The sequence below is a fragment of the Deinococcus ficus genome, from assembly GCF_003444775.1.
In the GTDB taxonomy this organism is placed as follows: domain Bacteria; phylum Deinococcota; class Deinococci; order Deinococcales; family Deinococcaceae; genus Deinococcus; species Deinococcus ficus.
Genome location: NZ_CP021081.1, coordinates 1,127,514 through 1,152,421 on the forward strand (window position 1 = coordinate 1,127,514; position 24,908 = coordinate 1,152,421).

Here is a 24,908-nt window from a genome sequence, read left to right on the forward strand (position 1 = left end):
CGCTCAGCCTCCCTTCGCGGTGCGCTCGTGAACGTAATCGATGACACGCGCCACGTTGTCCATCGGGGTTTCCGGCAGCAGGCCGTGCCCGACGTTGAAGATGTGCCCGGGGCGTCCGCCGGCCTCTTCCAGGATGCGGTCCACCTGGTGTTTCAGTTCGCGCCAGGGGGCCTGCAGCAGCAGCGGGTCCAGGTTCCCCTGGATGCCCTGCCCGGGCTGGAGGAGTTTCCAGGCCTCGTCCAGCGGCAGTCTCCAGTCTGCGCCGACCACGTCGGTGCCCAGGCTGGCCATGTCGGGCAGCAGGTGCTGGGTGCCGGTCCCGAAGTAGATGACCGGCACGCCCAGGCCCTTGACGCGCTGGATCAGGCGGTCGGTGGCGGGTTTCACGAAGGTGCGGTAGTCGTGCACGCTGAGCATGCCCACCCAGGAGTCGAACACCTGCACGGCCTGCGCGCCGGCGCGGACCTGCTGTTCCAGGTAGTCGCCCAGGATCGCCTCGAACTTGCCCATCAGGCGCGCCCAGGCGGCCGGTTCGGCGTACATGAAGCGCTTGGTGCGGTCGTAGGTCTTGCTGCCCTTGCCCTCGATGGCGTAGCTCGCCAGGGTGAAGGGTGCGCCGATGAACCCGATCAGGGGGATGCCGCGCGGGTCGAGCTGCTGGCGCACCAGCCGGATGGATTCCATGGTGTAGGGCATGGTTTCGGCGGTGGCGGGCACGCCCAGGCGGTCCACGTCGGCGGGCGTCTCGATGCGGTTGGCGATCTGCGGGCCCACGCCGCCCACGAAGTCCAGGTCCAGGCCCATGGTGGGCAGCGGGGTCAGGATGTCGTTGAACAGGATCGCGGCGTCCACGTTGAAGGCCTTGATGGGCTGCATGGTGATCTCGGCGGCCAGGTCGGGCGTGCGGATGCACTCCAGCATGCTGCGGCCGGCGCGCAGGGCGCGGTATTCGGGCATGTACCGCCCGGCCTGGCGCATGAACCACACGGGCGTGTGCGGGGCGCTCTCGCGGCGCATGGCGGTCAGGAAGGCGCTGTCTCGGTTGGTCTGGTCCACGGCGGGGGCGGACGGGGGTCGCTGAGGATGGGTCACTTCGGGCTCCTTGCGGCTCCGGGGTCAGGCCACCGGATACTCAAGGCCACAGCTTAACAAGCCCGGGGAGGGCAGAAATCCCGGACCGGCCGGTCAGTCAGCCGGTGGGCTGTCCGGCCGCAGGCGCGGCTGCGTGGGAAAGCCGCCGAAGGAGGCCCGGATGACCACGCCCCCGGCCTGATTGGTGAGGGTGGCGGCGCACAGCACCCTCCGGCGCGCCTCGTCCTTCCCCGTGAAGCGCACTACGCAGGTTACGGTGTCGCCCACGTACACCGGCGCCAGGAACTCGAAGTGCATCTCCGCTGCCAGGAAGCCCATCAGGCCGCCGATGTGCGTGACCATGCTGGCCGGCAGCAGCCCCGGCACGATCCGCCGCCCGAACGGCGCGCCGGCCGCGAACTCCTCATCCAGGTGGAAGTGGTTCAGGTCCCCGGTCAGGCCGCAGAAGAGGCTCAGGTCGCCGTCCGTGAAGGTCCGGCGGTACGTGAACGTCTGCCCGACCCGGGCGGCGTCGAAGGCCGCCTGCCGCTGGGTCTGGAACGCGGGGGACGGTCCGTTCACCACCGCTGCCCCGGGCCGCTCACATCTTCACGAACTCGGCGACCTGCATCACGAACAGCACCGCGCCGCCTACCGGGACCTCCACCGGGTCGGCGGCCACGCCCTCGTTCTGCTCGCCGACCGGCACGTTCGCCGCGACCAGCCGCGTGCGGGTGCGGCAGGTGTGCTGGATCAGCTTCTTGAGTTCCGGGAGGCGCTCGTCGTCCACGCCGATCATCAGGGTGGTGTTGCCCTCCCGCAGGAAGCCGCCGGTGCTGGCCAGCTTCGTCACGTCGAAGGCATGCTGCGAGAGCGTCCGCATGAGTCCGGAAGCGTCGGCATCCTGAATGACGGCCAGCACGAGTTTCATGTGCGTCAGGATAGCAGGGGAGGCGGGCTCGGCAAGTCAGGTCCCGGTCAGACTGCCGGCAGGCGCCCTGGACAGGGCATGAAAAGCCCGCCCGGGCACGGGGCCGGGCGGGCGGAACAGGGGAGAGCTCAGGAGGCGTTCAGGCGAGCGCCGGCTGCTTTTTCCGGGCGGGCTTCTCGGCCTTCTCGGCTTTGTCCGGCGCGGCGTCCTGCCCGAGCGCCTGGGTTTCTTTCAGGCGGAAGATCACCAGGCTGCCCACGAAGGTGCAGGTGATCATGCCGTGCGCGTTCAGCAGGCTCAGCGCGCTCATGACGTCCTCGCGGGTCATGCGCAGCTGATCACTCATGTACAGTGCGCTGTCCGCGCGGCCTTCGAGGTAGTCGCGGATCTTCTTGGCGTCGCTGGTCAGGGGCGTGGCAGGCACGTCCGCCAGGCCGGGGTCGGCGAGGCCGTACACGGCGCGGGTGCCGGTGCCGGGCAGGCGGCGCACGCGGCCCTGGTCGAGCAGGCTGGCCAGCGCGGCGCGCAGGTGCGAGAGGGCCAGGCCGGTGGTCTTGGCGAGTTCCGTCTCGACCCATTCAGGTTTGCTTTCCAGCGCCTTGAGCACGAGTTTCTCGTTGGCGCGGCGGGTTTCTTGCAGGTCTTCCAGGGTGGGGGGATTGAACATGCGTCCTCCGGTTGAAGCCAGAAGGGGTGAAGTCACGGGGTGCGGGGCGGATTGTGGATGCGCGGCTTCACGACTCTGGAGTGCGGTGCTGGCGGGAAATGCGCTTGAGCGCAACTTTCCTATTGTTACAGATTTTCTCTCATGTTTGATGAGGCGCTCAGGAGGAGAGGGGGGGCGGGCTTCACTTGCGTGGACCGGTGGGGTCAGGCGAGGAGGGGCGGGGTGACGACCGCGTCTGAAAGAGGTGACCGCCGACAGGGAAGTCAAGTTCGTTTGACAGACGGGTCAAGGAAAGTTTACCCTCGAGTCAAGGAGGTTTGACATGACATCCACCCCCACCCCACCTCCCACCCGGGAACGCACCCTGGCCCTGATCAGCCTGCGCATGGCCCTCACCGGCGGCGCCCTCGCCGCCGTGGCCGCCATCGCCCTGGCGTTCGGCGTGCAGCAGGACGATCCTCTCCACGACCTGAGCAAGGGCCTGGGCACCGGCATGCTCACCGCGCTGCCCCTGTTCTTCGCCGGGCGCATGCTCGCCATGTACCGCCACATGGACGAGTTCGCCCGCCTGCAACTCACGCAGGCCGCCAGCCTCGCCTTTCTGATCACCATGATCGTCAGCGGCGGCGCGATGGCCCTGCAGGCCCTGCTGCACTTCCCCACCCCCGCCTGGGCCTTCTACGTGCTGGGCATGGGGTCCTGGCTGGCCGCCAGCGTGCTCCAGACCGTCCGCCTGGGCGGTCGGGAGCGGCCGTGACCCGTCCCCTGACCCGCGACCGCCAGCTGAGACGCACCCGCCGGGCCGAGGCCGCCCTCACGGCGCTGGTGTTTGTCGCCCTGCTGCTGGTGGGGCAGCGACCGGACTGGATCGCCCGCTACGTGCCTTGGATCACAGGCGGCCTGCTGGGCCTGCTCGCGCTGGGCACCGGCATCACGGTGTGGCAGTACCGGGTGATGGACGAGTTCCGCCGCGTCCGGCTGCTCAAGGCCTGGGCGGTGGCCGGCGTCGTGTCGTTCCTGGTCATGACCGGCCTGATCGCCTGGGCCGCCGTGGGCTGGGCGGGGCATGGCCAGCCGGCCGCGCTGGCCCGCGACGTGCCCCCGCCGACCTTCACGTTGACCGACCTGTACATTCCCTGGACCGCCGCGCTCGCCGCCTACCTGCTCACGACCGCCTTCCTGTACCTCCGCGACCAGAGGAGCTGAGCGGGCATGGAGAACCGCATTCGGGAACTGCGCACCGAGCTGCGCTGGACGCAGGCGGACCTCGCGGCCGCACTGGACGTCAGCCGCCAGACCGTGAATGCCCTGGAAACCGGGAAGTACGACCCCAGCCTGCCGCTCGCCTTCCGGATCGCGCGCCTGTTCGGACAGCCCCTGGAGCAGGTATTTCGTGACCCGGACGGCCCTCCGCAGCCGTGGCTGCAGGCGTCCCGGCCCGCCACACCCGACACGGACGGTCCGGTGCTGCACCGCATGGGCCTGGACGGCTGGGAACTGACCGGGGTGGCGCCGGACCTGCTGCACTTCCGCCGCCCCGCCGAGCAGCCCGCGCAGCAGTGGGCCTACGACCGCCTGGACGGGGACCTGCCCGCCGGCACGCAGGCGGAGCGCGCCCGCAGCGGCTGGGCATACGTGGCGTCCTGGCCCGGGCGGGCGCTGCACTACTTCAAACGGCCCACCGGCTGAGCATACTGTGCCGGAACCACAATCGCTTTCAGCGCGTACCAGGAGTGACATGCTTGAGATTCAGAACATCGTGAAACGCTACGGGACCTTCACGGCCCTGGACGGCGTGAGCCTGCAGGCCCAGGGCGGAGAGGTGTTCGGCCTGCTGGGGCCCAACGGGGCGGGGAAGACCACGCTGCTGCGCATCCTGGCGACCCTGCTCTCGCCCACCTCCGGAACCGCCAGCGTGGCCGGCCTGGACGTCACCCGCGACTCCGAGGCGGTGCGGCGCATCATCGGCGTGGTGAACGGCGGCATGGGCCTCCCCACCCGCCTGACCGGCCGGGAGATCCTGCGGTCCTTCGCGGACCTGTACGACATGCCCCGCGCCCGCACCGAGGCCCGCATCGCCGAACTGGACGAGCAACTCGAACTGGGCCGCACCCTGGACGTCCGCGCCGGCGAGTACAGCACCGGCATGCGCCAGAAGGTCGTGATTGCCCGCGCCGTGATCCACGAGCCCAAGGTGCTGATCCTGGACGAGGCCGCCAGCGGCCTGGACATCTTCGCCCGGCGCACCCTGCTGGACTTCGTGGCCGCCACCCGCCAGCCGGGCCGCCTGACGCTGTACTCCACGCACGTCATGAGCGAGGCCGAGGAAGTCTGCGACCGCGTCGCCATCCTGCACGAGGGCCGCGTGCTGCACGTGGGCGCCGTGCCCGCCCTGCTCACCCAGACGGGCGAACGCAACCTGGAACGCGCCTTCTTCCACCTCGTCCGGCAGCCTGCCGCGCGTGCGGAGGTGCACCATGCGGTCTGAGTCCCGTTCTATGTCCCGGCCGAGCAGCCTGCCGCGCTGGCCTATGCTGTGGCGCGTGGCGGTGCGTGACCTGCTCGCCACCATCCGCGACCGCCGCACCCTGAACGCCACCATCTTCATGCCGCTGGTCATGATCCCGCTGCTCACCCTGGGCCTGCCGTTCCTGATGGGCAACCTGATCGGCGGCAAGCAGACCGAGCGGCAGAAGGTCGGCGTGATCGGCACGCTGCCCGCCCCGCTGCGCAGCATGCTGGAAAGCGACGTGAAATCCGAGTCCGGCGCGGTCCTGCGCAGCGGCGTGACCCTGGTGCCCGTCACGGACGCCATGAAGGCCGTGCAGGACGGCGACGTGGAAGCCGTGCTGAAACCCGCGCAGCCCATGCCCACCCAGGCCGGCGGCCAGACCGCGACGCTGGAGGTGTACGGCAAGCTCGCCAGCATGAGCAGCGAGGCCGGCGCGGTCGGCAAGGTGCAGAACGTCGTCGAGGCGTACAACCGCAGCCTCACCGTGGACCGCCTGAAAACCATGGGACTGGACGAGCAGACCCTGACGCCCGTGCGCGTGCAGGCCATCGACGCCACCCCCGAACAGGCGCGGCGCAGCGGCATGCTGGCCTTCCTGATCCCCATGCTGATGCTGCAGTTCATCCTGTCCGGCGGCATGGCGACCGCCGTGGACGCCACTGCCGGCGAGAAGGAACGCGGCACCCTGGAAAGCCTGCTGGTCACGCCCGTGCGCCGCAGCGAGGTGGTGGGCGGCAAGCTCCTGGCCACCACCCTCACCGCCCTGATCAGCGCGCTGTTCAGCGTGGCCGGCTTCGTGGTCACCGGCTTCGTGGTGGCGCAGCTGCGGGCCCGGCAGGACGGCGGCAGCCTCGCCAGCGAGATGAGCAGCATGATGGGCGGGCAGCTCACCCTGACCCTGCCGGGCGTGCTGGCCCTGCTCGGCATCGGCCTGAGCAGCGCCCTGCTGATCAGCGCCCTGCTGATCGCCATCAGCATCTACGCCCGCAGCTTCAAGGAAGCGCAGACGTACATCGCGCCGCTGAGCATGCTGATCGTGATTCCGGTGATCATGCTGCAGTTCGCGGACTTCCTGAACTTCAGCACCGCCGTGTACGCCACCCCCCTGATCGGCAGCATGATCGCCCTGCTGGACACCGTGAAGGGCACGGTCACCACGCCTCACGCCCTGCTCGCCATCCTGGGCAACCTGCTGGGCGCGCTCCTGGTGTCCATGGTCGCCCGGCGCAGCTTCGGGCGCGAGGAGATCATCTTCCGCAACTGACCCCGCCCTCCCGCCGCGCGGCGCCACCCACCCCGGGGCGCCGCGCGGCCCATGGACCGGACCCCGGAACCTGCCTGGGAGTGGCCCTCCCCGCCGGCGGGAGGGGCGCGTACAATCCGGCGCATGACCGCCACCGCACCCACCCGTGACGTCCTGCTCACCTGCCCGCTGGACTGCCCGGACGCCTGCCGCCTGAAGGTGACGCTGGGTGCGGGCCCGGACGGTACGGAGCGGATGCTGAAGGTCACCGGGGACGCCGGCCACCCCATCACCCGGGGCTTCGCCTGCGCGAAGACCGTGCACTACCCCGCCCGCGCCAACCACCCCGAGCGGCCCCTGTACCCCCTGCGCCGCGTGGGCCGCAAGACGGACGCCGCCCCGCAGTTCGAACGCGTCACCTGGGACGAGGCGCTGGACGACATCGCCGCCCGCCTGAAGGACCTGCTGGACACCCGCGGGCCGCGGAGCATCCTGCGGTACAACTACGCCGGCACCATGGGCCTGCGGGAAGGCACCCACGTGCACGCCCTGTTCCGCGCGCTGGGCACCCCGGAACTGGAGGAGACCATCTGCGCGTCGGCCGGCACGGCCGCCTGGGCCATGGGGTACGGCACGCGCTACAGCGTGGACCCGCAGGACGTCGCGCACGCCCGCCTGATCGTGTTGTGGGGCATCAACTCCCTGAGCACCAACAGCCACCTCACACCGCACATGACCGCCGCCCGCAAGGCCGGGGCGCGCATCATGTGCGTGGACCCCTACCGCAACCGCACCGCCGCCTTCGCCGACGAGCACCTGAAAATCAAGCCCGGCACCGACGCCGCCCTGGCCCTGGGCGTCATGCACGAACTGTTCGCCCACGGCTGGACGGACGACGCCTACCTCGCCGAGGCCACCGAGGGCGCTGACGAACTCCGCGAGGCCGCCCGCCCCTGGACGCCGGACCGCACCGCCGAGGTCACCGGCCTGAGCGCCGACGACGTCCGCGCCTTCGCCCGCGCCATAGGCACCACCCGGCCCACGTACATCCGCGTCGGGTACGGCATGACCCGCCACGAGAACGGCGGCACCAACCTCCGCGCCGTCACGCTGCTTCCCGCCCTGACCGGCGACTGGCGCCACCGGGGCGGTGGGTGCAGCCTCAGCGCCAGCGGCGCGTTCAAACTCAACCGCACGCAGCTGGGCGCCGCTCACCTCGTCCAGCCGGGGCACCCCAGCGTGAACATGAACCAGCTCGGCGACGCCCTGTTCCCGGACGCCGGGCTGGGCGCCCTGGTCGTGTACAACACCAACCCCGCCGTCGTCGCCCCGGACTCCGGCCGGGTCCGCGCCGGCCTGCAGCGGGACGACCTGCTGGTCGTGGTGCTGGAACAGGCCATGACCGAAACCGCCCGGCTGGCCGACTACGTGCTGCCCGCCACCACCTTCGCCGAGCACGCCGACCTGTACACCAGCTACGGGCATCACTACCTGGGGTACAACCCGGTCACGCTGCCCGCCCCGGGCGAGGCCCGCCCGAACTCCTGGGTGATGCAGGAACTCGCCCGGCGCCTGGGCGTCACCGAACCCAGCATGTACTGGACCATGGATGAGCTCCTGGCCCACCTGCTGGACACCGACCACCCGCACCTGAGCGGCATCACCCCGGAGCGCCTGAAGGCCGAGGGCAGCGTCCGCCTGAATCTCCCCGAGGTGTTCCTGCCCTACGCCCACGGTGCGGAAACGCCCGGCGGGAAGGTGCAGCTCACGCCCGCCCCCACCTACTCCGACCCGCACGAGCACGCCGGCCCGGAATGGCCACTGCACCTGATCACGCCGCCCGCGCACCACTTCCTGAACAGCACCTACGGCCTGCTGCCGAACCTCACGCGCGCCGAGGGCAGCGAACCGCACGTGCTGATGCACCCCGAAGACGCCGCCACCCACGGCCTCCAGGACGGGCAGCTGGGCACGCTGCGCAGCGAGGTGGGGGAGATCACGCGCCGCATCCGCGTGTCCGACGCCACGCAGCCCGGCACGCTGGTCCTGGAAGGCACCTGGTGGGGCCTGTCCGCCCCGGACGGCCGCAGCGTGAACGAGGTCACCGCCCAGACCCTCACGGACCTGGGCGGCGGCAGCACCTTTCACAGCATGCGCGTGGCCGTCACGCCCGTGCAGGCCGAGCAGCCGGACCCCGTCAGCGCCGCCGACTGAGGGCGGCCTGCACGGAGGAAAACCTCAGCTGGCCGGCTCGTGGCAGTGCACGGTGATCTCCCTGTAACTGCCGGGCTGTTCCACGCTAAAGCGGCCCTCCTTCACGCCCTCCAGCAGCGCCGCGAAGTACGTGGTCCGCTCGCCCCAGTCCTGCGCGGGCACGCCCCGGAACGTGAAGGTCCGCAGCCGCGACCCGAACGCCCGCAGCGCCACCAGCGCGTCCGCCAGCGTCAGGCGGTCACGGGCCAGCAGCGGCACCTCCACCTGCCGCACCGCCTGCTGCGCCGCCTTCACCAGTTTTTCCAGGCTGCCGCGCGGCGTGCGTTTCGCCGGCCGGCGCGGCAGGTCCACCGGGAAAGGCCGCGCCGGAATCAGGCCCTCGCGCGCGGCGCGCCGGGCCGCCAGGAACCCCACCAGGGCGTCCAGTTCCGCCAGGGCCTCCACGCCCGCCACCAGTTCCTCCAGCTCGCCGAAATCGTCGTCCGGGCCGGGCTCCTCGGGGTCGGGCTGCGGGAGCAGCAGCCGGGCCTTCAGCGCGATCACCTGCGCCAGTGCCGGCAGCAGGTCCGGCTGCGCCTCCGCCCACCCGGCCGCACTGCCCCCCGTCAGGCCACCCACCCAGGCCAGCACCTCCCGCGTCAGGGCCAGCAGCGGCACCTCCCCGGGACCCACCCGCCCGGTCCGCAGTGCGGAGGCCAACTCGGTCAGGGTGCCCTGAAACGCCGGGAGCTGCACCTGGAAGGGCCCCCCGGCCCGTGGGAGGCTCTCCACGGGCGGGGGGGGCAGGCTCGGCGCGGTCACAGTTTCAGGAAACCGACCTTGTGCCGCACCTCGTCCATGATCGGCGCGGCGATCGCGCGGGCCTCCTGCGCGCCCTGACGCAGGGCGTCGCGCACGTAATCCGGGTCAGCCCGCAGCCCTTCCGCCCGCTCCTGAAGCGGCTCCAGGTGCGCGGTGACGCCCTCCATCAGTTTCTTCTTGCAGTCCACGCAGCCGATCCCGGCGGTGCGGCAGCCCACGTCCACCAGCTGGATGGTATCCAGGTCGCTGAACAGCTTGTGGTAGTCGAAGATCAGGCACACCTCCGGGTTCCCGGGGTCGGTGCGGCGCACCCGCTGCGGATCGGTGGGCGCCGCGCGCAGTTTCTGCCAGATGCTGTCCAGCGGTTCCAGAATCCCGATGGTGCTGGCCTCGCCCTTGCTCTTGCTCATCTTGCCGTGCCCGTCCACGCCGGGCACGCGCACGGCGCCCTGGTTGTACACGGCCTTCGGTTCGGGGAAGGTCTCGCCGTAGTGGTGGTTGAACTTGCGGGCGATCTCGCGGGTCAGTTCGATGTGCTGGGTCTGGTCGTCCCCGACCGGGACGGTGTCGGCCTTGTACAGCAGGATGTCCGCGGCCATCAGCACCGGGTACATCAGCAGGCCCGAGGGCACGCTCTCATACTGCGCGGCCTTGTCCTTGTACTGCGTCATGCGCTCCAGCTCACCCACCGGCGTGAGACAGGTGAACACCCAGCTCAGCTCCTGGTGCTCCGGCACGTGCGACTGCGCGAAGAACACCACCTTGGCCGGGTCCAGCCCCGCCGCGAAGTTCGCGACGGCCATGTCGAAGGTCCGGCCCGCCAGTTCCCGCGGGTCGCTGGCGGCCGGGTTGGTGATCGCGTGCAGGTCCACCACGCAGTACAGGCTGTTCTTCCCGAACTGCTCGCCCAGCGTCACGTAGTTCTGCATGGCCCCGAAATAATTCCCGATGTGAGGCGCCCCGGTGGGCTGAATTCCTGAAAACACGCGCGGCATAACCCCGCCAGCATACCCCGCCCCGCTGAACGGGCGGGTCGTCCTGCACAGTCTGGTCAGGCAAAGGAGAAGGCCCGCACGCGGCGGGCCTCCTGAATCTGCACTGTTCCGGAATTACTCCTGGGCGGGGGGCGCGGCCTCGCCGCCTTCCGCCGCGGGGGCGTCCGTGCTGCCCTCGGGGGTGGCGGTGCCGGCGGCGCCGTCCTTCTCCTCGGTCGCGGCGGGCTTCTTGGGCGCGGCGGCCGCCACGCGCTTGGCCTGGGCGTCCAGGATCTTCTGCAGGTTGTTCACGGGCTTGAGCGTGGCGACCTGGGTGTCGATGAACTTCTGCCCGGCCTCGGCCTGCTTGCTCGCCAGCACCTGCGCGCGGATCTCGCTGCGCACCGCGCTGAGCGGCTCGGTCGTCTTGGGCTTCAGGTCCGTGACGTACAGCACGCTGAAACGCTCGCCGGACTTCGTGACGGGCGACAGGGTGCCCGCGCCGACGTTCCGGCCCGGCTGGTCGAAGGCCGCAGCGTTCAGTTCGGCGCTCAGCGTCTCGCCGCCGCCGGTCACCTCACCGCGTTCGCTGACCGTGCCGCCCGCCTTGCTGGCCGCCTGCACGAAGTCACCCTGGCCGTTCCAGCTGCTGCGGAAGGCCTCGGCGGCCGCCTGCGTCTTGAAGCTCGCCTCGGCGATGGTGGCGCTGGCGGCCGTCTCGAACTGCGCCTTGTTCTGCTGGTAGTACGCCTCGATGTCGGCGTCGGTGACCTGCACGTTGCGGGCGCCGTACGCGGACAGGGCCGCGACCTGCTCCTGACGCGTGCCGGTGATCGCCAGATTCAGGCGCTTGACGAGCACGGGGGTGGCGTAGGCGTTGATGGTCTGGGTCACCAGACCGGGCTTGAGCATGCCGTTCACCAGGCCGGAGGCCTGCTCGGCCGGGACCTGCTGCAGCAGGCCGGCGACCTGCTGGTTGTTCACGACCTGGCCGATGATCTCGGAGTACAGGATCTCCTTGCCGGCCACCGTCGCCACGACCGGGTTCTCGGTCTTCCAGGCGGGGTCCACGACCTCGACCTTGGCGCCGTCACGCAGTTTGTCGAACCATTCCTCGGTGGCCTGGTTCTTCTTCTGCTCGTCCACGGCCTTGACCGCGTCGGCCTTGGCCTCGGCGAAGGGTTTGGTGGTGGGCGCGAGGTACTCCTCGACCTTCACGATGTAGGACTTCCCACCGGTCGTGACGACGTCCGTCAGGCCGCCCTGTTCCAGCGCAAAGGCGGCGTTGGCGACCTCGGTGGGCAGGGTCACGGCGGTCACGGGCTTGGGCTTGCCGTTCTCGATGGGGCCCAGCGCCCCGCCGCGGTCCTTGTTCTGCTCGCTGTTGGCACTGGCCAGCTGCGCGAAGTCCGCGCCGCCCCTGGCCTGCTTCAGCAGCTCGGCGGCCTTCTTGGCGTCCTTCACGACGATCCAGCGGCCCACGATGCGGGCGTCGTTCTGAAACAGCTCCTTGTTCTGGTCGTAGTAGAACTTCGCTTCGGCCTCGGTCGCGGCGGGCACCGCGGCCTTCAGGGCCTCGACCTTGCGCTGCACGGCCAGCTGCTGCTTGACCTGTTCACGCAGTTCGGCGTCGGAGATGCCGGCCTGCTGCAGGGCGTCCTGGTACTTCTGGTTGTCGGTCAGGTCGTTCGCTTCACGGATCTTGGTGATCTCGGCGTTCACGTCGTCGCGGGAGACCTTCACGTCGGAGGCGGCCGCCACGAGCAGCTTCTGCTGCACCTGCTGGTCCACCATGTAGATCTTGAAGTCGTCTTCGAGCACGCCGCCGTCGGTGCTGCTCAGGATGGGGTTGCCGCGCTTCATCGCGTCGAGTTCCTCGACCGTGATGGTCGAGCCGTTCACTTTCAGGGCCGGGGTGCCGCCCTTACTGGACGAGCCGCCGGACCCCATCAGGTTGCCGATGGCGGGCGTGAACTGGTAGGCCATGCCGACCACGAGGAGCAGGGCCAGAACGAGCAGCATGCCGTTCACGAGGGTCTTCTTGTTCACTTGATCTCCTTGAGGTGAAGTGCTAGGGTACCGGAGCTTTGCCCGCGTCTCAAAGCGCGCCGCAGGGTCAAACGCACTCGTAGCTCAGGTGGATAGAGCGTTGGCCTCCGGAGCCAAAGGCCACTGGTTCGAGTCCAGTCGAGTGCACCAGCGATCACACCGGAAACGCCACCCTTCGGGGTGGTGTTCCGTTGTTGCACGGTCGGCGCGGGCAGAGCGGTCCAGCAAGACACGGGGCGGATTCTAGCACGCAAGATCAAGCTTCCATGAAGCGAAGTTGCCCGTGTGGAGCGCGATTTTTCGCGCCGGGCCCCCGCCGCTTTCTCATGTTCGCCCCGCCCCCTGGAGTAGCCTGACCGCATGACCGCGCTTCTTTCCCTCCTGCAGGCCCTGCCCGGCAGCTACGCCGGCCCCACCCGCCCCGAACCCGCCCCGCACGCCCTGATCGGCGTGGGCGAGGGCACCCTCGGCGCCAGCCTCGCCCGGATCCTCGTCGGGACGACCCTCACGCACAGCGGCACGCAGTTCGTCATCAGCAGCCCCGACGCCCGCAGCGCCGCCACCGACTACGCCGATCTCGCCGAGGTCGCCGGAGCCGGCGTGCGCCGCGTCGGCACCGCCGGCACCCCTGAAGAGATCGACGTCCTGATCCCCAGCGGCCCCCTCAGCGCCTACCACGCCGCGCAGTACGTCGCACACGCCAGCGGCCACGCCGACCAGGCCGCTCAGGCCGACGCCCTCCTCACGCAACTCGCGCAGACCTGCCACCCCGGCATCGAGACCGGCAACCCCGCCCGGGACCTCGCGTGGTCCCTGTGGGGCCGCCTGCCCCTGCTGCTCGCCGCGCCCGAAGCCGAGGCGCTGCCCGGCGCGTGGCAGCACCTGCTCGCCCGCACCGCCAAGACCCTGAGCGTCCCCATGCTCGGCGACCCCCTGGCGCTCGCCACCGGCGCCTTCGAGGCGCAGCACGAGAAAGGCGACGCGAAGGTCGCCCTGATCCTCGGCGACCCGGACCCCGCCCTGCACCTCACCCGCGAGATCCTCGACTCCCGGATCGACGAGGTCATCCACGTCCCGTACCCCGCCGGCGCGGAATCCGGGTACGCCGGGCAGCTGGCCCTGTGGTACTTCGGCGCCTGGGTCGCCGCGTACCTCGCCGAGCGCTACGACATGCCTGCCGAGGACACCGACGTGCTGCGCCGCGCCCAGAACGTCCTCAGCGGCGAGGACGACGACCGCCTGGGTCTGGAGGCCCCCACCCGCCCCGCCCGCCCGCAGGACGACGATGACGATTTCGACGAGGTCGCCGGCGACCTGGACGATGACGAGGACGACGAGTAACCGCGGAATGGAAGCAGGGGCGCCACTCGCTAAGCGTGGCGCCCCTGCTTCCTTCTGATCAGTTGGCGCCCACCAGAGCAGCCTCCCGCACCCCTGCCACTGAGGGCACCGGCATCCCCAGCATCGCGTGAACGCTGCGCGCCCAGCCCTCGTCGTCCAGCGTGCGGTAGTGGTGCGCCCACTGCCACTGCCGGTACGCCCTGGCTGCCCGAACCCGTCGCAGGTCGTCGGCGTCCGTGCTGGCCGGCGCGGGCACGCCCGCAAAGGCGCTGAACTGCCCCTCCAGGTCCGACAGGGTCTTCGGGCCCAGCGCGAACAGCACCTCCCCGCCCGACAGCCAGCGGACCAGGTCCGTCTCGTCCGGCAGGGCGTACAGGATCAGGGTGCCCTCCGGGTGCTCTTCGCCCGGCTGGATCAGCGTCAGGCCCGGCACGTTGTCCCGCAGGTAGGCCGCCACCGCGCCCGTCGCGTACGCCGCGGCCCCCGCATGCAGGCGGGCCAGCGCGGCCCGCGGGTCCAGCCGGGCCAGGTGCCCGCCCGGCACGTCCGGCCCCGCCATGGACAGCCTCTCCGGGCGGCGCAGGGCCTGCCCGTGCAGTTCCAGCCGGGACTGCCCCCGCCACTCGGAACTCGTCAGCTGCGCCGCGAGGTCATGCTCGCCGGGGGCGGCCTGCGGCTCCCCGAATTTCAGGCCACGCAGCGCCCCCAGCCGGAACTGCAGCGTGTCCCCACGCTTCCCGACCAGCCGCACCTCGCTCAGGTGGTCGCGCAGGTGCCACAGCGGCGGCGCGTGCCCCTCCCCGAACGGCTCGAAGGCCAGCACCTCGTCCAGCAGGTCACTGCTCGCTGCCTTTCCGGGCAGCGCGGCGTCCAGCGTCACCGTCCGCCGGGGCGCGGGAAACTGCTTCACGAACTCGTGAATGCGGCCCTGGAATGCCTCGAACTGCGCGGCGTCCATCGAGAAGCCCGCCGCGCCCGGGTGCCCTCCGAACCGCTTGAGCAGGTCCGCGCTGAACCGCAGGCCTTCCACCGCACTGATCCCGGGCGTGCTGCGCACCGACCCCTTGCCCTGCGCCACGATGAACACCGGCTTGTGAAAGGTGTCCACCAGCTTGCTCGCCACGATCCCCATCACACCCGCGTGCCAGTCCTCGTGCGTGACCACCAGCGCCGGATCCTCCGGCCGCACGATGTTCAGCGCCTGCTCGAACATCGTGTCCTGCAACTTGCGGCGCTCCTGGTTGCGGATCTCCAGGTACTCCGCCAGTCGCGCAGCCTCGTGCGCACTGTTCGTGGTCAGGAGGCTCAGGGCGACGTCCGCCTCACCCAGCCGCCCGGCCGCGTTGATGCGCGGCGCCAGCACGAACGCCACGTCCCGGGCGCTCGGGCGCTTCACCCGGCCCGCCTCCATCAGGGCCCGCAGCCCCGGCAGTTCCGTACCCGCCATCAGCTCCAGGCCGCGCTGCACCAGCGCCCGGTTCTCCCCGACCAGCGGCGCCACGTCCGCAATCGTCCCCAGCGTCGCCAGCGGCGCCAGGGCGGACGGCTCCGGCAGCCCCAGTTCCTCGTGCACCGCCCACAGCAGGTGGTAGGCGACGCCCGCGCCCGTCAGGTTGTGCCGAGCCCCATCGAAGTTCTCCGTCAGGTGCGGGTGCACCACCAGCGTGCGCGGGAAGTCCGGCCCCGGAGAGTGGTGGTCCGTGACGATCACCTCCACCCCCAGGTCCAGCAGCCCCCGCACCTCCTCCAGGTTCGTGACACCGCAGTCCACCGTGACCAGCACGTCGCAGGCCGCGGCATGCTCCGCCAGCCGGTCCGGGTGCAGGCCGTACCCGTCCGTCAGGCGGTGCGGAATGAAGCCGTGCACGTCCGCGCCCAGTTCCCGCAGGCCCAGCACCAGCACCGCCGTCGCGGACACGCCGTCTGCGTCGTAATCCCCGTGAATCCGCAGGCGGCGCTTGTCCCGGATGGCTTTCACGATCCGCCCGGCCGCCTCACGCAGCGCCGGGTTCGGGGTGAGGCTCAGCTCCGGGGTCAGCAGGTCCTGCGTGACGCCGCGCCCCACCAGCACCTGCGCCAGCGGCGCTGACACGCCCCAGGTGCGCATGGCCGCCACCAGTTCCGCCTCCGTGCAGGGCGGGGCCAGCCGCCATTCGGTTACCGGCGTGACGGGCTGGGGAAGCTTGCGGGCCGTCACGTCAGTTCCCTCCGCTTGCTGGCACCTGTTCGGCCACCGGGCCCGGCACGGCCACAGGGGGGGACACGGGCGCGCTCGACAGCCGCGCCTGAAGGGTTGATGTCAGCCGCGCCTCAGCCGCGTCCCGCGCCCGGGCGGCCCTACGCCGTAACCTCGCCTGACGCGTCACGACCGGCAGGAACAGCAGCGCGGCGTACCCCATGCCAGCCAGGAACCAGATCAGGCCGGCCAGCCCGGCAGGCAGCGTGAAGCCCGCCCGCCCGAATGGCAGGGGGAAGGAGGTCAGGCCAGGGTTCTCCAGGGCAAACAGCACCCCGTAGGCTGCAAGCAGCAGCAGCAGCACGACCTGAACGAACGACATGAAACGCATTGGAATCAGTTTACCTGTGCCTGACCGGGAGATCGTGTGCTCGTGGTATCCCACGTGCAATGAGGAGGGACGGCCTTTCGGCCGCCCCTCTTGGAATCAGGTCGCGATTTAGAAGAAGAACTTCACGCCGGCTTTGACGCCGAAGCCGATGCCGTTGTTCGCGCCGGCGGCAAGGCCGGTCGCCGCGCTGTTGTTGCTCAGGTAGTAGCGGCCGTTGGCTTCCACGAAGGCGCCCAGGCTGTCGGTGAACATGATGTCCGTGCCGAGAATCAGGTTGGCGTAGGTGTCGGTGGCGGAAGCGTTGGCGTTGGTGCGGCTCTGCCCGCTGCTCAGGCCCAGACCGGCGCCGATGTAGGGGTTGATCATGCCACCGGCATCCAGGTGGTACATCGCGTTCACGTCACCGCGGAAGGCGTTGAAGGCCGGGATGTAGTCGAAGGAGACGCGAGCGCCGACCGGCCCGATCAGGCTCTTGCTGCCGAGCACGCCGCCCACGCTGAAGCAGAAGGGCACGGCGGTGCCGCCCGCACGGGGGATGTAGCAGTTGGTCGCGGAGCTCTGCATGCCGAGGCCCACACCGGCGTACAGGTTGCGCACAGCGATGTCCACGACGGGCTCCTCGCCGATGACGACGGGAGTGGTCACGACGGGGGTGGTCACGACGGGTTCCGGGGTGGTCGTGGCGCCGGCGGGGCCCGCAGGACCGGCAGGGCCCGCAGGACCGGCGGGGCCCGCAGGACCGGCAGGACCCTGGGGACCGGCGGGGATGTTGCGGACGGCCAGTTCGAGCGCGTCGATGCGGGCGTTGAGGGCGGTGAGGTCGGCGCTGCCGGCCCCGGCGTTCAGGGCGTTGATGCGCTCCTCGAGGGCGGCGATGCGGGCGGCCTGATCGGCGCTGGCCTTCTCAAGGTCGGTGACGCGGGCGCTAATGGCGGCCAGTTCGGCGCTGACTTCCTGCATGCCCTTGACGATGGCGGTCGTGTCGGTCTGGCTGAAGCCGCAGGAGGCGATGGCGCCGCTGGTCAGGAGGCGGTGGAAGATCAGTGCGGCCTGGTAGCGGGTGAGGTTCTCGTTGCCGCGGAAGGTGCCGTCGGGGAAGCCCTGGATCAGGCCGCAGCGGACGATGGCGTCCACGGCGTCCTTGGCCCAGTGGCCAGCCGGAACGTCGGTCAGGGTGACCTGCGTGGTGGTGGTGGTCGTGGCGGTGGTCTGGGCTCCGGCGGCGCCGAGGGTCAGGGCGAGCGTGGCAGCGATCATCGTCGTTTTGCGCATAGTTCCAGGTCTCCTTGAAATGTCATCGGGCCCAATGTGTTCCAGACCCGAATTCCTGTGATTCACCGTAGGCACGCCCTGTGAGCGGTCAGTGAACTGCGCCGGGGGTGCCCCTTTACGCGGGGGCACCTCAGGCTGACGGAATGCCCAAAAGTATCTATTGTGTTGATTTAATGAGAAAAAGCGGATTCTGAGTGAGAGTCGATTTCTAGGTCAAGGAAGCATCTGAGCGCTTGAGTGTGAGAATCGTAACGAAACCTTCGATTTCGACACTCATGAGAAGTTTCTCATGAAAAGAAGCGTGTGGGTCCGCAGGAAAGTCTTCATGTCTTCCCGCAGAGGCCGGATTTCTCACAATCTGACGCCCGCCGCAATCCACCTGGGACTAGCCGCCAGACCACCCCCGCCAGCCCGGGAAGACGTGGCAGGATAGGCGCATGACCTCCTTCGATGAATTCGAGTTCCGCAACATCCAGGTGGACCGGCACGGCGGTCTCGCCGTCCTGACGGTGGACCGCCCCAAGGCCCTCAACGCCCTGAGCGCCGACACCTTCGTCGAGATCGCCGAGGCGCTCGACCTTCTGATGGAAGACCCGGAGGTCGGCACCCTGATCGTCACCGGGGGAGGCGAGAAGGCCTTCGTGGCCGGCGCCGACATCAGCGAACTGGCCGCCATGGAAGGCGTCTACGCCGGCCGGGAAGCCTCGCTGGCCGGGCAGGACGTCATGCACCAGCTCACCAGCCTGCCCATCCCCACCATCGCCGCCATCAACGGCTACGCGCTGGGCGGCGGGCTGGAACTCGCGCTGGCCTGCGACATCCGCGTGGCCTCCGGCACCGCCCGCCTGGGCCTGCCGGAAGTGACGCTGGGCCTGCTGCCCGGCTACGGCGGCACGCAGCGCCTTGCCCGGCTGATCGGCGCGGGGCGCGCCCTGGACCTGATGCTCACCGCCCGGCAGGTCAAGGCGGAAGAAGCCCTGGCCATGGGTCTGGTGAACTACGTGGCCGACAACGCCCTGACCAAAGCCCGCGAGATCGCCGAGACCATGCTGAAAAACGGGCCCATCGCCATGAGCCTGGTGAAGGAAGCGGTCCGCCGCGGCCTGGACACCACCCTGGAAGGCGGCCTGGAGATCGAGGCGGACCTCTTCGGCATGGCGATGTCCACCCAGGACTTCCGGGAAGGCACCCGCGCCTTCCTGGACAAGCGCCGCGCGGAGTTCAAGGGTGAGTGACCCGCGCAGCACGGCCCCTCAGACCGGGACGGAGCCCTCCGCCGGAGAGAACCCGGCGGGCCAGGGGATGTCGCCCGGCAACGGCCGCAACGGCAACGGAGACCGCGACACGCCGGAGACGCTGTCCCAGCAGGGGCACAAGTTCCGCCTGAGCGTGGAATCCGGCGTGATCCGCGACCTGCAGAACCTGCAGCAAGCCCCGGCCGACACGAAAAAGCCGCAACGCGTCGTGGAGTACACCACCCCGCGCGCCAAACTGATCGCCGAGGCGCAGGCTGCCATCCGCGCGGACCTGAAGACCTTCCCGAAAGCTCTGGCCGCCTTCGAGGCGCTGCACACCGACCCGGAGGCCCTGGCCCACTGGGACATGGCGAACTACGTGACCATGCGCAAGCTGGGGTACAACGACCACGGCCGCGTGCACGCCTTCATCACGGGCGCGGCCAGCATGGCGATCACGCAGCTTCTGCTGGAAGGCGGCGTGAAACCGGACCTGATCGAGTCCGGCATCGGGGACGCCGACGACGTGTACCTGACGGTGCTGCTGGGCACCATGCTGCACGACATCGGCAACCAGATTCACCGCGCGTCGCACGAGGCGCACGGCATGCTTCTGGCCCTGCCGATCATCGACCGGATCATGACGCCCCTGTATCCGGACGCGTTCAAGCGCACCAAGGTCCGCTCGTTCATCCTGAGCTGCATCAACTGCCACGACCTGAACCCCGCGCCCCTGACCATCGAGGGCGGCATCACGGCTGTGGCCGACGGCAGCGACATCACCAAGGGCCGCGGCCGCAAGGCCTTCGCGCTGGGCAGCGTGGACATCCACAGCATCAGCGCCCTGGCCGTGGACGAGGTCGTGATCGAGCGCGGCGTACGCACCCCGGTGCTGATCAACGTGACCATGAACAACTCCGGCGGGATCTTTCAGGTGGAGGAGATCCTGGCCCCCAAGGTCATCCGCAGCCCCCTGCGGCCCTTCGTGGAACTGCGCGCCAGCATCCGACCGGAAGGGGAGGAGCAGATCCTGTCCCGCGTGCGCCTGGAAGGAGACCACTTCGTGATGGACCTGGAAACCGGCGAACGGGTCGAGGTGGAGGTCGAGGACTCGCAGAAGAAGACTCAGCGGGCCATTGCGGAGAACCTGGGCATTCCCAGCGGCCGTACCTGAGCGCAGCCATGACAAGCGGCCCCGGCATGACGTCGGGGCCGTGCTATTTGCGTTGAATCAGTCCTGCTGGCCGGGCAGGGGCGTGGTCCGCTCCGGGCCGCCGTCCACACCGCCACTGCGGGTGCCGCCGGCGCCGGCCTCCACCTCGCCTTCCAGGTCGCTGCCGGTCACACTGTTCGGGTCGCCCTGCCGGTCCTCGAAGTCGAAGCCGCCCTCGATGCCGTCATCGAATCCGGGCTGGTCGTTCGGGTTGGTGCGCCCGGCTTCCGCCTGACCACGCAGCACGTCGTAGCCGACCATCTTGTCGTTCAGGAGTTCCCCCGTGGTGCCCTCGTCCATCGGTTCGCCCTGCGGCTCGTCCGTGCGGTCCCCGATGGACTGGTCGGTGCCGGTCGGGGTGGTGCGGGCGTGCTGCGGGCCGGTCGCGTCGTCTCGTGTCATGACCGCAGCGTACGGGCGCGATATGACGCGGCGTTGCGGGCGCCCTTCACCAAACCTGAGCCCCCGGTCACCCCCCGCCCGCCTATACTTGACCGTCTATGACCAAGCCACGCTTCACCATGACCCAGCGCGGGTACGATAAACTCAAGGAAACGCTGCACCACCTGAAAACCGAGCGGCGTGAACAGATTTCGGATTACATGGGCCAGGCCATCGCCGACGGGGACCTCCGCGAAAGCGCCGCGTACGACGAGGCCCGCATGCAGCAGAGCGAGAACGAGGCCCGCATCGCCGACATCGAACTGCAGCTGGAAAACGCCGAGATCGTCGAGAACGACGACAGCGGCGCCGCCGGCCTGGGCGCCCGCATCCGCGTGAAGGACGAGAAGGGCAAGGAACACCACTTCGAACTCGTGGGCACCTACGAGGTGGACATCCTGAAAGGCAAGATCAGCGACGCCAGTCCCATCGGGCAGGCGCTGAACGGCAAGCACGCCGGAGACAGCGTGAAGGTGCAGCTGCCCAAGGGCACCGCGACCTTCGAGATCCTCTCCGTGGACTACGACTGAACCCAGGGCAAACGGGGGCGGCGGGAGTGCATCCCGCCGCCCCTTTCCTTTGGCTCCGGCGCTAGTCCACGTTCCGGAGCTGCCGGATCAGCCAGAACCCCACCACGTCCAGCACCGCCACGATCGCCAGCGACCCCAGGGCGTTCATGGTTTCCGCCCGGCCCACCTGCAGCACGATGGTCGCGATGCCGCCCAGGTTCAGGCACACGAGCAGCAGCCCCAGCAGCCCGATGATCACGCCTCCGGCCCCAGGTGCGAGAGCAGTTCGGCGTGCAGGGGGCCGTTCGTGGCGACGATCATCTCCGCGTACGGATCCGGCCGGCCGTGCGCGTCCGTCACGCGGCCGCCGGCCTCCTCCACGATCAGGCTGCCCGCGGCGCAGTCCCAGGGTTTCAGGCCCAGTTCCCAGAAGGCGTCCATGCGGCCGGAGGCGACGTTGCACAGGTCCAGGGCCGCCGCCCCCGGACGCCGGACCGGCACGCCCAGCCGCAGCAGCCGCGCCACCAGCGCCAGATTCCGCTCGCCGCTGGTGTCGTACGGGAAGCCGGTCGCGACCAGTGCCGGGGTGGTCAGGGTGGGCGTGGTGCTCACGCGGATGGGCCCGCCGTTCATATAGGCGCCGCCGCCGCGCGTGGCGGTGAACAACTCGTTCCGGGTGGGGTCCAGCACCGCGCCCACCACCCGCTGCCCGTCCTCCTCCAGGCCCACCGACACGCAGAACACCGGGTAACCGTGCGCGTAGTTCACCGTGCCGTCCAGCGGGTCCACGATCCAGCGGTACCGCCCGCCGGAGCTGCCCGCCCCGAGGCCCTCCTCCTCGCCCAGCACGGCGTGGTCGGGGTGGCGCTCGGCAATCACCTCGCGGATCACGCGCTCGGCCTCGCCGTCCACCTCGGTGACCAGGTCGGCGTAACTGCTCTTGGACCGCAGCACGCTGGCGCGGCCCAGGTGCGCCAGATGAATCTCTCCCGCCACACGGGCCGCGCGCACGGCCACGTCCAGCAACTCGGCATATGACATGCCGGCAGTGTAAGGGGCGGCTGGGGGGGACCGCCTTCGGCGTCACCACATGCAGGACGCCGGGAGCGCGCAGCCCCCGGCGTCCGGACCGCTGCTTCAGGCCAGGGCCCGGATCATGGCCTCCGTGAATTCCTGCGTGCTGGCGGTGCCGCCCAGGTCACGGGTGCGGGGGCCTTCCACCAGAACCTTGTTCACGGCGTTGTCCAGGCGCCGGGCGGTCTCGTGGTCGCCCAGGTCGTCCAGCATCAGCACGGCGGCCAGGATGGTCGCGGTGGGGTTGGCCACGCCCTGCCCGGCGATGTCGGGCGCGCTGCCGTGCACGCTCTCGAAGATCCCGAAGTGGTCGCCGACGTTGCCGGACGCGGCGATGCCCAGCCCGCCGACCAGCCCGGCGGCGAGGTCGGAGAGGATGTCGCCGAACATGTTGGTCATGACCAGCACGTCGAACTGCTGGGGGTTACGCACGAGCTGCATGGCGGCGTTGTCCACGATCATGGTGCTGGTCTGAAGGCCCTCGACGGTCTTGGCGTGGTCCAGGATGGTGTTCATGAACAGGCCCTGCGTGACCGGCAGGACGTTGCTCTTGTGCACGACGGTCAGGCGCTTGCCGCGTTTCATGGCGAGGTCGGCGGCGAAGCGCCCGATGCGCTCGCTGGCTTCCTTGGTGATGACCGTGTCGGCGATGGCGGTGTCGCCGTAGCGGCGTTCCTGCTCGACGTACAGCCCCTGCGTGTTCTCGCGGACGATCACGAGGTCCACGCCCTCGTACGCGCCGGGCACCGGGCGGGTCTTGGTGGGGCGGACGTTGGCGTACAGGTTGTACTTCTGGCGCAGGTGGCGGATCGCGCCGAAGAACCCGGCGGGCTTCTCGCCGCTGGGGCTGGTCGCGGCGCCGAACAGGGTGGCGTCGGTGTTCTCCACGGCGTCGTAGGTGGCCTGCGGCACGGCGGTGCCGTGGTCGAGGAAGTACTCGTAGCCGGCCTCGGCGTGGACGTATTCGGCGTCGAAGCCGGCGGCGTCCAGCACGCGGCGGGTGGCGGGGATGACCTCGTGGCCGATGCCGTCGCCTTCGATCAAGCAGATGCGGTATTTCGCCATATCAGCCTCAGTCTAGGTGGCCGGGACGTGCCTGCGGCGGGCGGGTACCGGACCGGGGACGTCACTGGCCGCGTGACGGTCGTCCGATTTCGTGGGACAACTCCCGGGCCAGGAGCGGCCCCAGCAGAAACCCCTTGCTGCTCAGGCCCGTCAGCTCCCACACGCCATCCGGCCGCCGCCCGCACCGCAATCCGGACAGACGCGACCCCGTCCATACGCCACGCACACCTACACCACGCAGGTCCGCCAGCGCCTCACCCTTGCCCAGCAGCCAGCGCAGGGACGCCAGCGGCAGGCGTGGCGGTTCCCACACCGGCGACGGCGTCTCGAAGGTGCCGCCCAGCGTGCCGCCCGCCCCGTCCGGCGCGAGGTACGCCCCGAAACTCAGGGGCCGCGCCGTCACCGCCCGGTCCAGCCGCAGCATGGACCCCATGCGGTGCGTGCCGGTTTCCCCCGCCCAGGTGGACCCCACCGACCCGCCACAAGTCACCACCACGTCCGCGGTCAACCTTTGCCCGTCAGACAGGGTCACGGCCGTGTCCGTGATCGTCTCGGCGCGGCTGCGCACCACCTCCGTCCCCGCCAGCACGACCAGGGCCGCGCACAGCGCCGGTCCGGCCACCCACCCGCCGTCCGGGAGCAGCAGCGCGTGCGCCCAGTCGCCTTCCAGCTCCGCTGGCCACTCCGCGCGGTCCAGCCAGCGGTGCGGCAGGTCCGCCGGGAGTTTGCGCTCGAACCGCGCCCGCGCCCGGTCGTCCGGGAGGGGCCGCAGGATGCCGGTCCGGCCGTGCGGCACGCTCAGCCCCGCCGCCTCCACCTCCGCCACCAGAGCCCAGGTGGCCGCCATGCCCGCCACCGCCCGCGCGTCCACCCCACCCGACTGCCCGCGCACCGGGTTCACCAGCGCGGACGGCACGTGACTCGCCGCGTGCTCCCCGGCGTCCACCACCGTCACCGCCCAGCCCAGGCGGCCCAGGAAGTACGCCACGGACGCGCCCGCGATCCCCGCGCCCACCACCACCGCCCGGGTCACGCGGGCCTCACCGCCCGCAGGCACTCGCGCTTCCCGGGCGGCCCGGGGCGGCGTTCCACGACCAGCCCGGCGTCGCCCAGGGCGCGGCGCACGTGCCCGGCCGCGCTGTACGTGGCGAGCACCCCGCCCGGCGCCAGTGCCCCGGCGAGCCGCGCCACGAACTCCGGCGTCCACACCTCCGGATTGCGGGTGGGGGAGAAGCCGTCCAGGTACAGGGCCGTGGCCCAGTCCCGCGGCAGCTCCGAGACCAGCACGTCCGCGAAGGCCACCCGGGTGCGCACGTGCCCGGCCACCAGGTCCAGCTCCGGCGCCGCACCCCCGGCCTCCGGCCAGGCGGCCAGGAGCGCCGCCCAGGCCGGATGGTCGGCCGCCTCGCCGCCTGCGGCCACCTCGCGCAGCAGGGCCGCCGGCACCGGGTCGAACTCGAAGGCCCGGTACTCCAGCGGGGCGCCGCGCGCGGCCGTGTCGGCCAGGGTGGCGCGGTGGTTCACGCCCAGCCCGAACCCGATCTCCAGCACGCGCGGCGCCGGGTGCAGGTGCGTGCCGCTGCCCTCCACGAAGACGTGCCGGGCCTGCGCGGCCGCGCCGTGGCGGGACCCGTACGCCTCACCGAAACGGGCGCTCAGGGCCGTGCGGGACCCGTCCGGCGTGACGATCACCTCCGGGCCGGACGGTCCCGGCGCTTCCGGGGCCACG

At 70.4% G+C, this 24,908-nt stretch carries 25 protein-coding genes, 1 tRNA gene and 1 pseudogene; 11 read left to right on the plus strand and 16 right to left on the minus strand.

Features of this window, described 5'->3' with window-relative positions:
- Window positions 1–3: 3 nt before the first annotated feature.
- The 4 genes from hemE to DFI_RS05570 all read right to left on the minus strand — a co-directional run bounded on the left by hemE (window position 4) and on the right by DFI_RS05570 (window position 2,669).
- The gene (gene hemE / locus DFI_RS05555) at window positions 4–1,092 is read right to left on the minus strand and encodes a uroporphyrinogen decarboxylase (protein WP_081425786.1); all 1,089 of its coding nucleotides are present in this window, start codon (window positions 1,090–1,092) and stop codon (window positions 4–6) included.
- A 93-nt stretch (window positions 1,093–1,185) separates the two neighbouring features.
- Window positions 1,186–1,653, minus strand: a complete 468-nt coding sequence (locus DFI_RS05560) for a MaoC family dehydratase (RefSeq protein ID WP_162145409.1) — start codon at window positions 1,651–1,653, stop codon at window positions 1,186–1,188.
- 19 nt (window positions 1,654–1,672) lie between these two features.
- Window positions 1,673–2,002: a cyclic-di-AMP receptor gene (locus DFI_RS05565; protein ID WP_022799671.1), complete on the minus strand. Its 330-nt coding sequence runs from the start codon at window positions 2,000–2,002 to the stop codon at window positions 1,673–1,675.
- Between the two features lie 139 nt (window positions 2,003–2,141).
- Window positions 2,142–2,669 carry a transcription initiation factor IIE subunit alpha family protein gene (locus tag DFI_RS05570; protein ID WP_022799670.1) on the minus strand — a complete coding sequence of 176 codons (528 nt, stop codon included), beginning with the start codon at window positions 2,667–2,669 and terminating at the stop codon, window positions 2,142–2,144.
- A 322-nt stretch (window positions 2,670–2,991) separates the two neighbouring features.
- On the opposite strand from DFI_RS05570, the gene DFI_RS05575 reads away from it, so the two are divergent.
- From DFI_RS05575 to DFI_RS05600, 6 genes and pseudogenes are all read left to right on the plus strand, one after another.
- A complete protein-coding gene (locus tag DFI_RS05575) occupies window positions 2,992–3,426 on the plus strand; it encodes a hypothetical protein (protein ID WP_051307614.1) in 435 nt (144 codons plus the stop codon).
- Complete coding sequence (locus DFI_RS05580) at window positions 3,423–3,875, plus strand: hypothetical protein (protein WP_027462450.1); 453 nt, start codon at window positions 3,423–3,425, stop codon at window positions 3,873–3,875. The genes DFI_RS05575 and DFI_RS05580 overlap by 4 nt, the downstream gene beginning before the upstream one ends.
- Before the next feature lie 6 nt (window positions 3,876–3,881).
- A pseudogene (locus DFI_RS05585) lies at window positions 3,882–4,073 on the plus strand (helix-turn-helix transcriptional regulator); the annotation flags it as partial.
- Between the two features lie 334 nt (window positions 4,074–4,407).
- Window positions 4,408–5,157, plus strand: coding sequence for an ABC transporter ATP-binding protein (locus tag DFI_RS05590; protein ID WP_027462451.1), 750 nt, complete (start codon window positions 4,408–4,410; stop codon window positions 5,155–5,157).
- A 55-nt stretch (window positions 5,158–5,212) separates the two neighbouring features.
- A complete protein-coding gene (locus DFI_RS05595; RefSeq protein ID WP_338030635.1) occupies window positions 5,213–6,445 on the plus strand; it encodes an ABC transporter permease in 1,233 nt (410 codons plus the stop codon).
- 123 nt (window positions 6,446–6,568) lie between these two features.
- The gene (locus DFI_RS05600; protein WP_043777581.1) at window positions 6,569–8,638 is read left to right on the plus strand and encodes a molybdopterin oxidoreductase family protein; all 2,070 of its coding nucleotides are present in this window, start codon (window positions 6,569–6,571) and stop codon (window positions 8,636–8,638) included.
- Window positions 8,639–8,662: 24 nt separating this feature from the next.
- Here the strand turns inward: DFI_RS05600 and DFI_RS05605 are convergent, their stop codons facing one another.
- From DFI_RS05605 to DFI_RS05615, 3 genes are all read right to left on the minus strand, one after another.
- The gene (locus tag DFI_RS05605; protein ID WP_051307616.1) at window positions 8,663–9,439 is read right to left on the minus strand and encodes a segregation and condensation protein A; all 777 of its coding nucleotides are present in this window, start codon (window positions 9,437–9,439) and stop codon (window positions 8,663–8,665) included.
- Complete coding sequence (trpS, locus tag DFI_RS05610; protein ID WP_022799662.1) at window positions 9,436–10,434, minus strand: tryptophan--tRNA ligase; 999 nt, start codon at window positions 10,432–10,434, stop codon at window positions 9,436–9,438. The genes DFI_RS05605 and trpS overlap by 4 nt, the downstream gene beginning before the upstream one ends.
- A gap of 114 nt (window positions 10,435–10,548) precedes the next feature.
- Window positions 10,549–12,462, minus strand: a complete 1,914-nt coding sequence (locus tag DFI_RS05615; protein WP_027462454.1) for a peptidylprolyl isomerase — start codon at window positions 12,460–12,462, stop codon at window positions 10,549–10,551.
- Between the two features lie 73 nt (window positions 12,463–12,535).
- Between DFI_RS05615 and DFI_RS05620 the strand changes: the two genes are divergently transcribed.
- Window positions 12,536–12,612 (plus strand) — tRNA-Arg (locus DFI_RS05620).
- 210 nt (window positions 12,613–12,822) lie between these two features.
- On the plus strand, window positions 12,823–13,803 hold the full coding sequence (locus tag DFI_RS05625; RefSeq protein WP_027462455.1) for an SIS domain-containing protein: 981 nt from the start codon (window positions 12,823–12,825) through the stop codon (window positions 13,801–13,803).
- Between the two features lie 58 nt (window positions 13,804–13,861).
- On the opposite strand, the gene recJ is transcribed toward DFI_RS05625, so the two are convergent.
- From recJ to DFI_RS05640, 3 genes are all read right to left on the minus strand, one after another.
- Window positions 13,862–15,910 carry a single-stranded-DNA-specific exonuclease RecJ gene (recJ, locus tag DFI_RS05630; RefSeq protein WP_081425803.1) on the minus strand — a complete coding sequence of 683 codons (2,049 nt, stop codon included), beginning with the start codon at window positions 15,908–15,910 and terminating at the stop codon, window positions 13,862–13,864.
- A 91-nt stretch (window positions 15,911–16,001) separates the two neighbouring features.
- The gene (locus DFI_RS05635; protein WP_229829533.1) at window positions 16,002–16,361 is read right to left on the minus strand and encodes a hypothetical protein; all 360 of its coding nucleotides are present in this window, start codon (window positions 16,359–16,361) and stop codon (window positions 16,002–16,004) included.
- Between the two features lie 117 nt (window positions 16,362–16,478).
- Window positions 16,479–17,642 (minus strand): S-layer homology domain-containing protein, encoded by a 1,164-nt coding sequence (locus DFI_RS05640; protein WP_027462457.1) that lies wholly within the window; start codon window positions 17,640–17,642, stop codon window positions 16,479–16,481.
- Between the two features lie 437 nt (window positions 17,643–18,079).
- Between DFI_RS05640 and DFI_RS05645 the strand changes: the two genes are divergently transcribed.
- Both DFI_RS05645 and DFI_RS05650 read left to right on the plus strand, forming a co-directional pair.
- Entirely contained in the window at window positions 18,080–18,877 is a 798-nt protein-coding gene (locus tag DFI_RS05645) for an enoyl-CoA hydratase/isomerase family protein (RefSeq protein WP_027462458.1), read from the plus strand.
- A complete protein-coding gene (locus tag DFI_RS05650; RefSeq protein WP_027462459.1) occupies window positions 18,870–20,051 on the plus strand; it encodes a hypothetical protein in 1,182 nt (393 codons plus the stop codon). The genes DFI_RS05645 and DFI_RS05650 overlap by 8 nt, the downstream gene beginning before the upstream one ends.
- 57 nt (window positions 20,052–20,108) lie before the next feature.
- On the opposite strand, the gene DFI_RS05655 is transcribed toward DFI_RS05650, so the two are convergent.
- On the minus strand, window positions 20,109–20,492 hold the full coding sequence (locus DFI_RS05655; protein ID WP_022799653.1) for a hypothetical protein: 384 nt from the start codon (window positions 20,490–20,492) through the stop codon (window positions 20,109–20,111).
- A gap of 98 nt (window positions 20,493–20,590) precedes the next feature.
- Here DFI_RS05655 and DFI_RS05660 point away from each other — a divergent pair, with 98 nt between their 5' ends.
- Window positions 20,591–21,061 (plus strand): transcription elongation factor GreA, encoded by a 471-nt coding sequence (locus tag DFI_RS05660; protein ID WP_022799652.1) that lies wholly within the window; start codon window positions 20,591–20,593, stop codon window positions 21,059–21,061.
- Between the two features lie 61 nt (window positions 21,062–21,122).
- Here the strand turns inward: DFI_RS05660 and DFI_RS20125 are convergent, their stop codons facing one another.
- The 5 genes from DFI_RS20125 to mnmC2 all read right to left on the minus strand — a co-directional run bounded on the left by DFI_RS20125 (window position 21,123) and on the right by mnmC2 (window position 24,907).
- Complete coding sequence (locus DFI_RS20125; protein ID WP_022799651.1) at window positions 21,123–21,299, minus strand: hypothetical protein; 177 nt, start codon at window positions 21,297–21,299, stop codon at window positions 21,123–21,125.
- A complete protein-coding gene (locus DFI_RS05665) occupies window positions 21,296–22,081 on the minus strand; it encodes an inositol monophosphatase family protein (protein ID WP_027462460.1) in 786 nt (261 codons plus the stop codon). The genes DFI_RS20125 and DFI_RS05665 overlap by 4 nt, the downstream gene beginning before the upstream one ends.
- A gap of 96 nt (window positions 22,082–22,177) precedes the next feature.
- Complete coding sequence (locus DFI_RS05670; RefSeq protein ID WP_022799649.1) at window positions 22,178–23,179, minus strand: isocitrate/isopropylmalate dehydrogenase family protein; 1,002 nt, start codon at window positions 23,177–23,179, stop codon at window positions 22,178–22,180.
- Window positions 23,180–23,240: 61 nt separating this feature from the next.
- Window positions 23,241–24,212 carry an NAD(P)/FAD-dependent oxidoreductase gene (locus DFI_RS05675; protein WP_244940330.1) on the minus strand — a complete coding sequence of 324 codons (972 nt, stop codon included), beginning with the start codon at window positions 24,210–24,212 and terminating at the stop codon, window positions 23,241–23,243.
- The gene (mnmC2, locus tag DFI_RS05680; RefSeq protein WP_043777590.1) at window positions 24,209–24,907 is read right to left on the minus strand and encodes a tRNA (5-methylaminomethyl-2-thiouridine)(34)-methyltransferase MnmC2; all 699 of its coding nucleotides are present in this window, start codon (window positions 24,905–24,907) and stop codon (window positions 24,209–24,211) included. The genes DFI_RS05675 and mnmC2 overlap by 4 nt, the downstream gene beginning before the upstream one ends.
- Between the last annotated feature and the right edge of the window lies 1 nt (window position 24,908).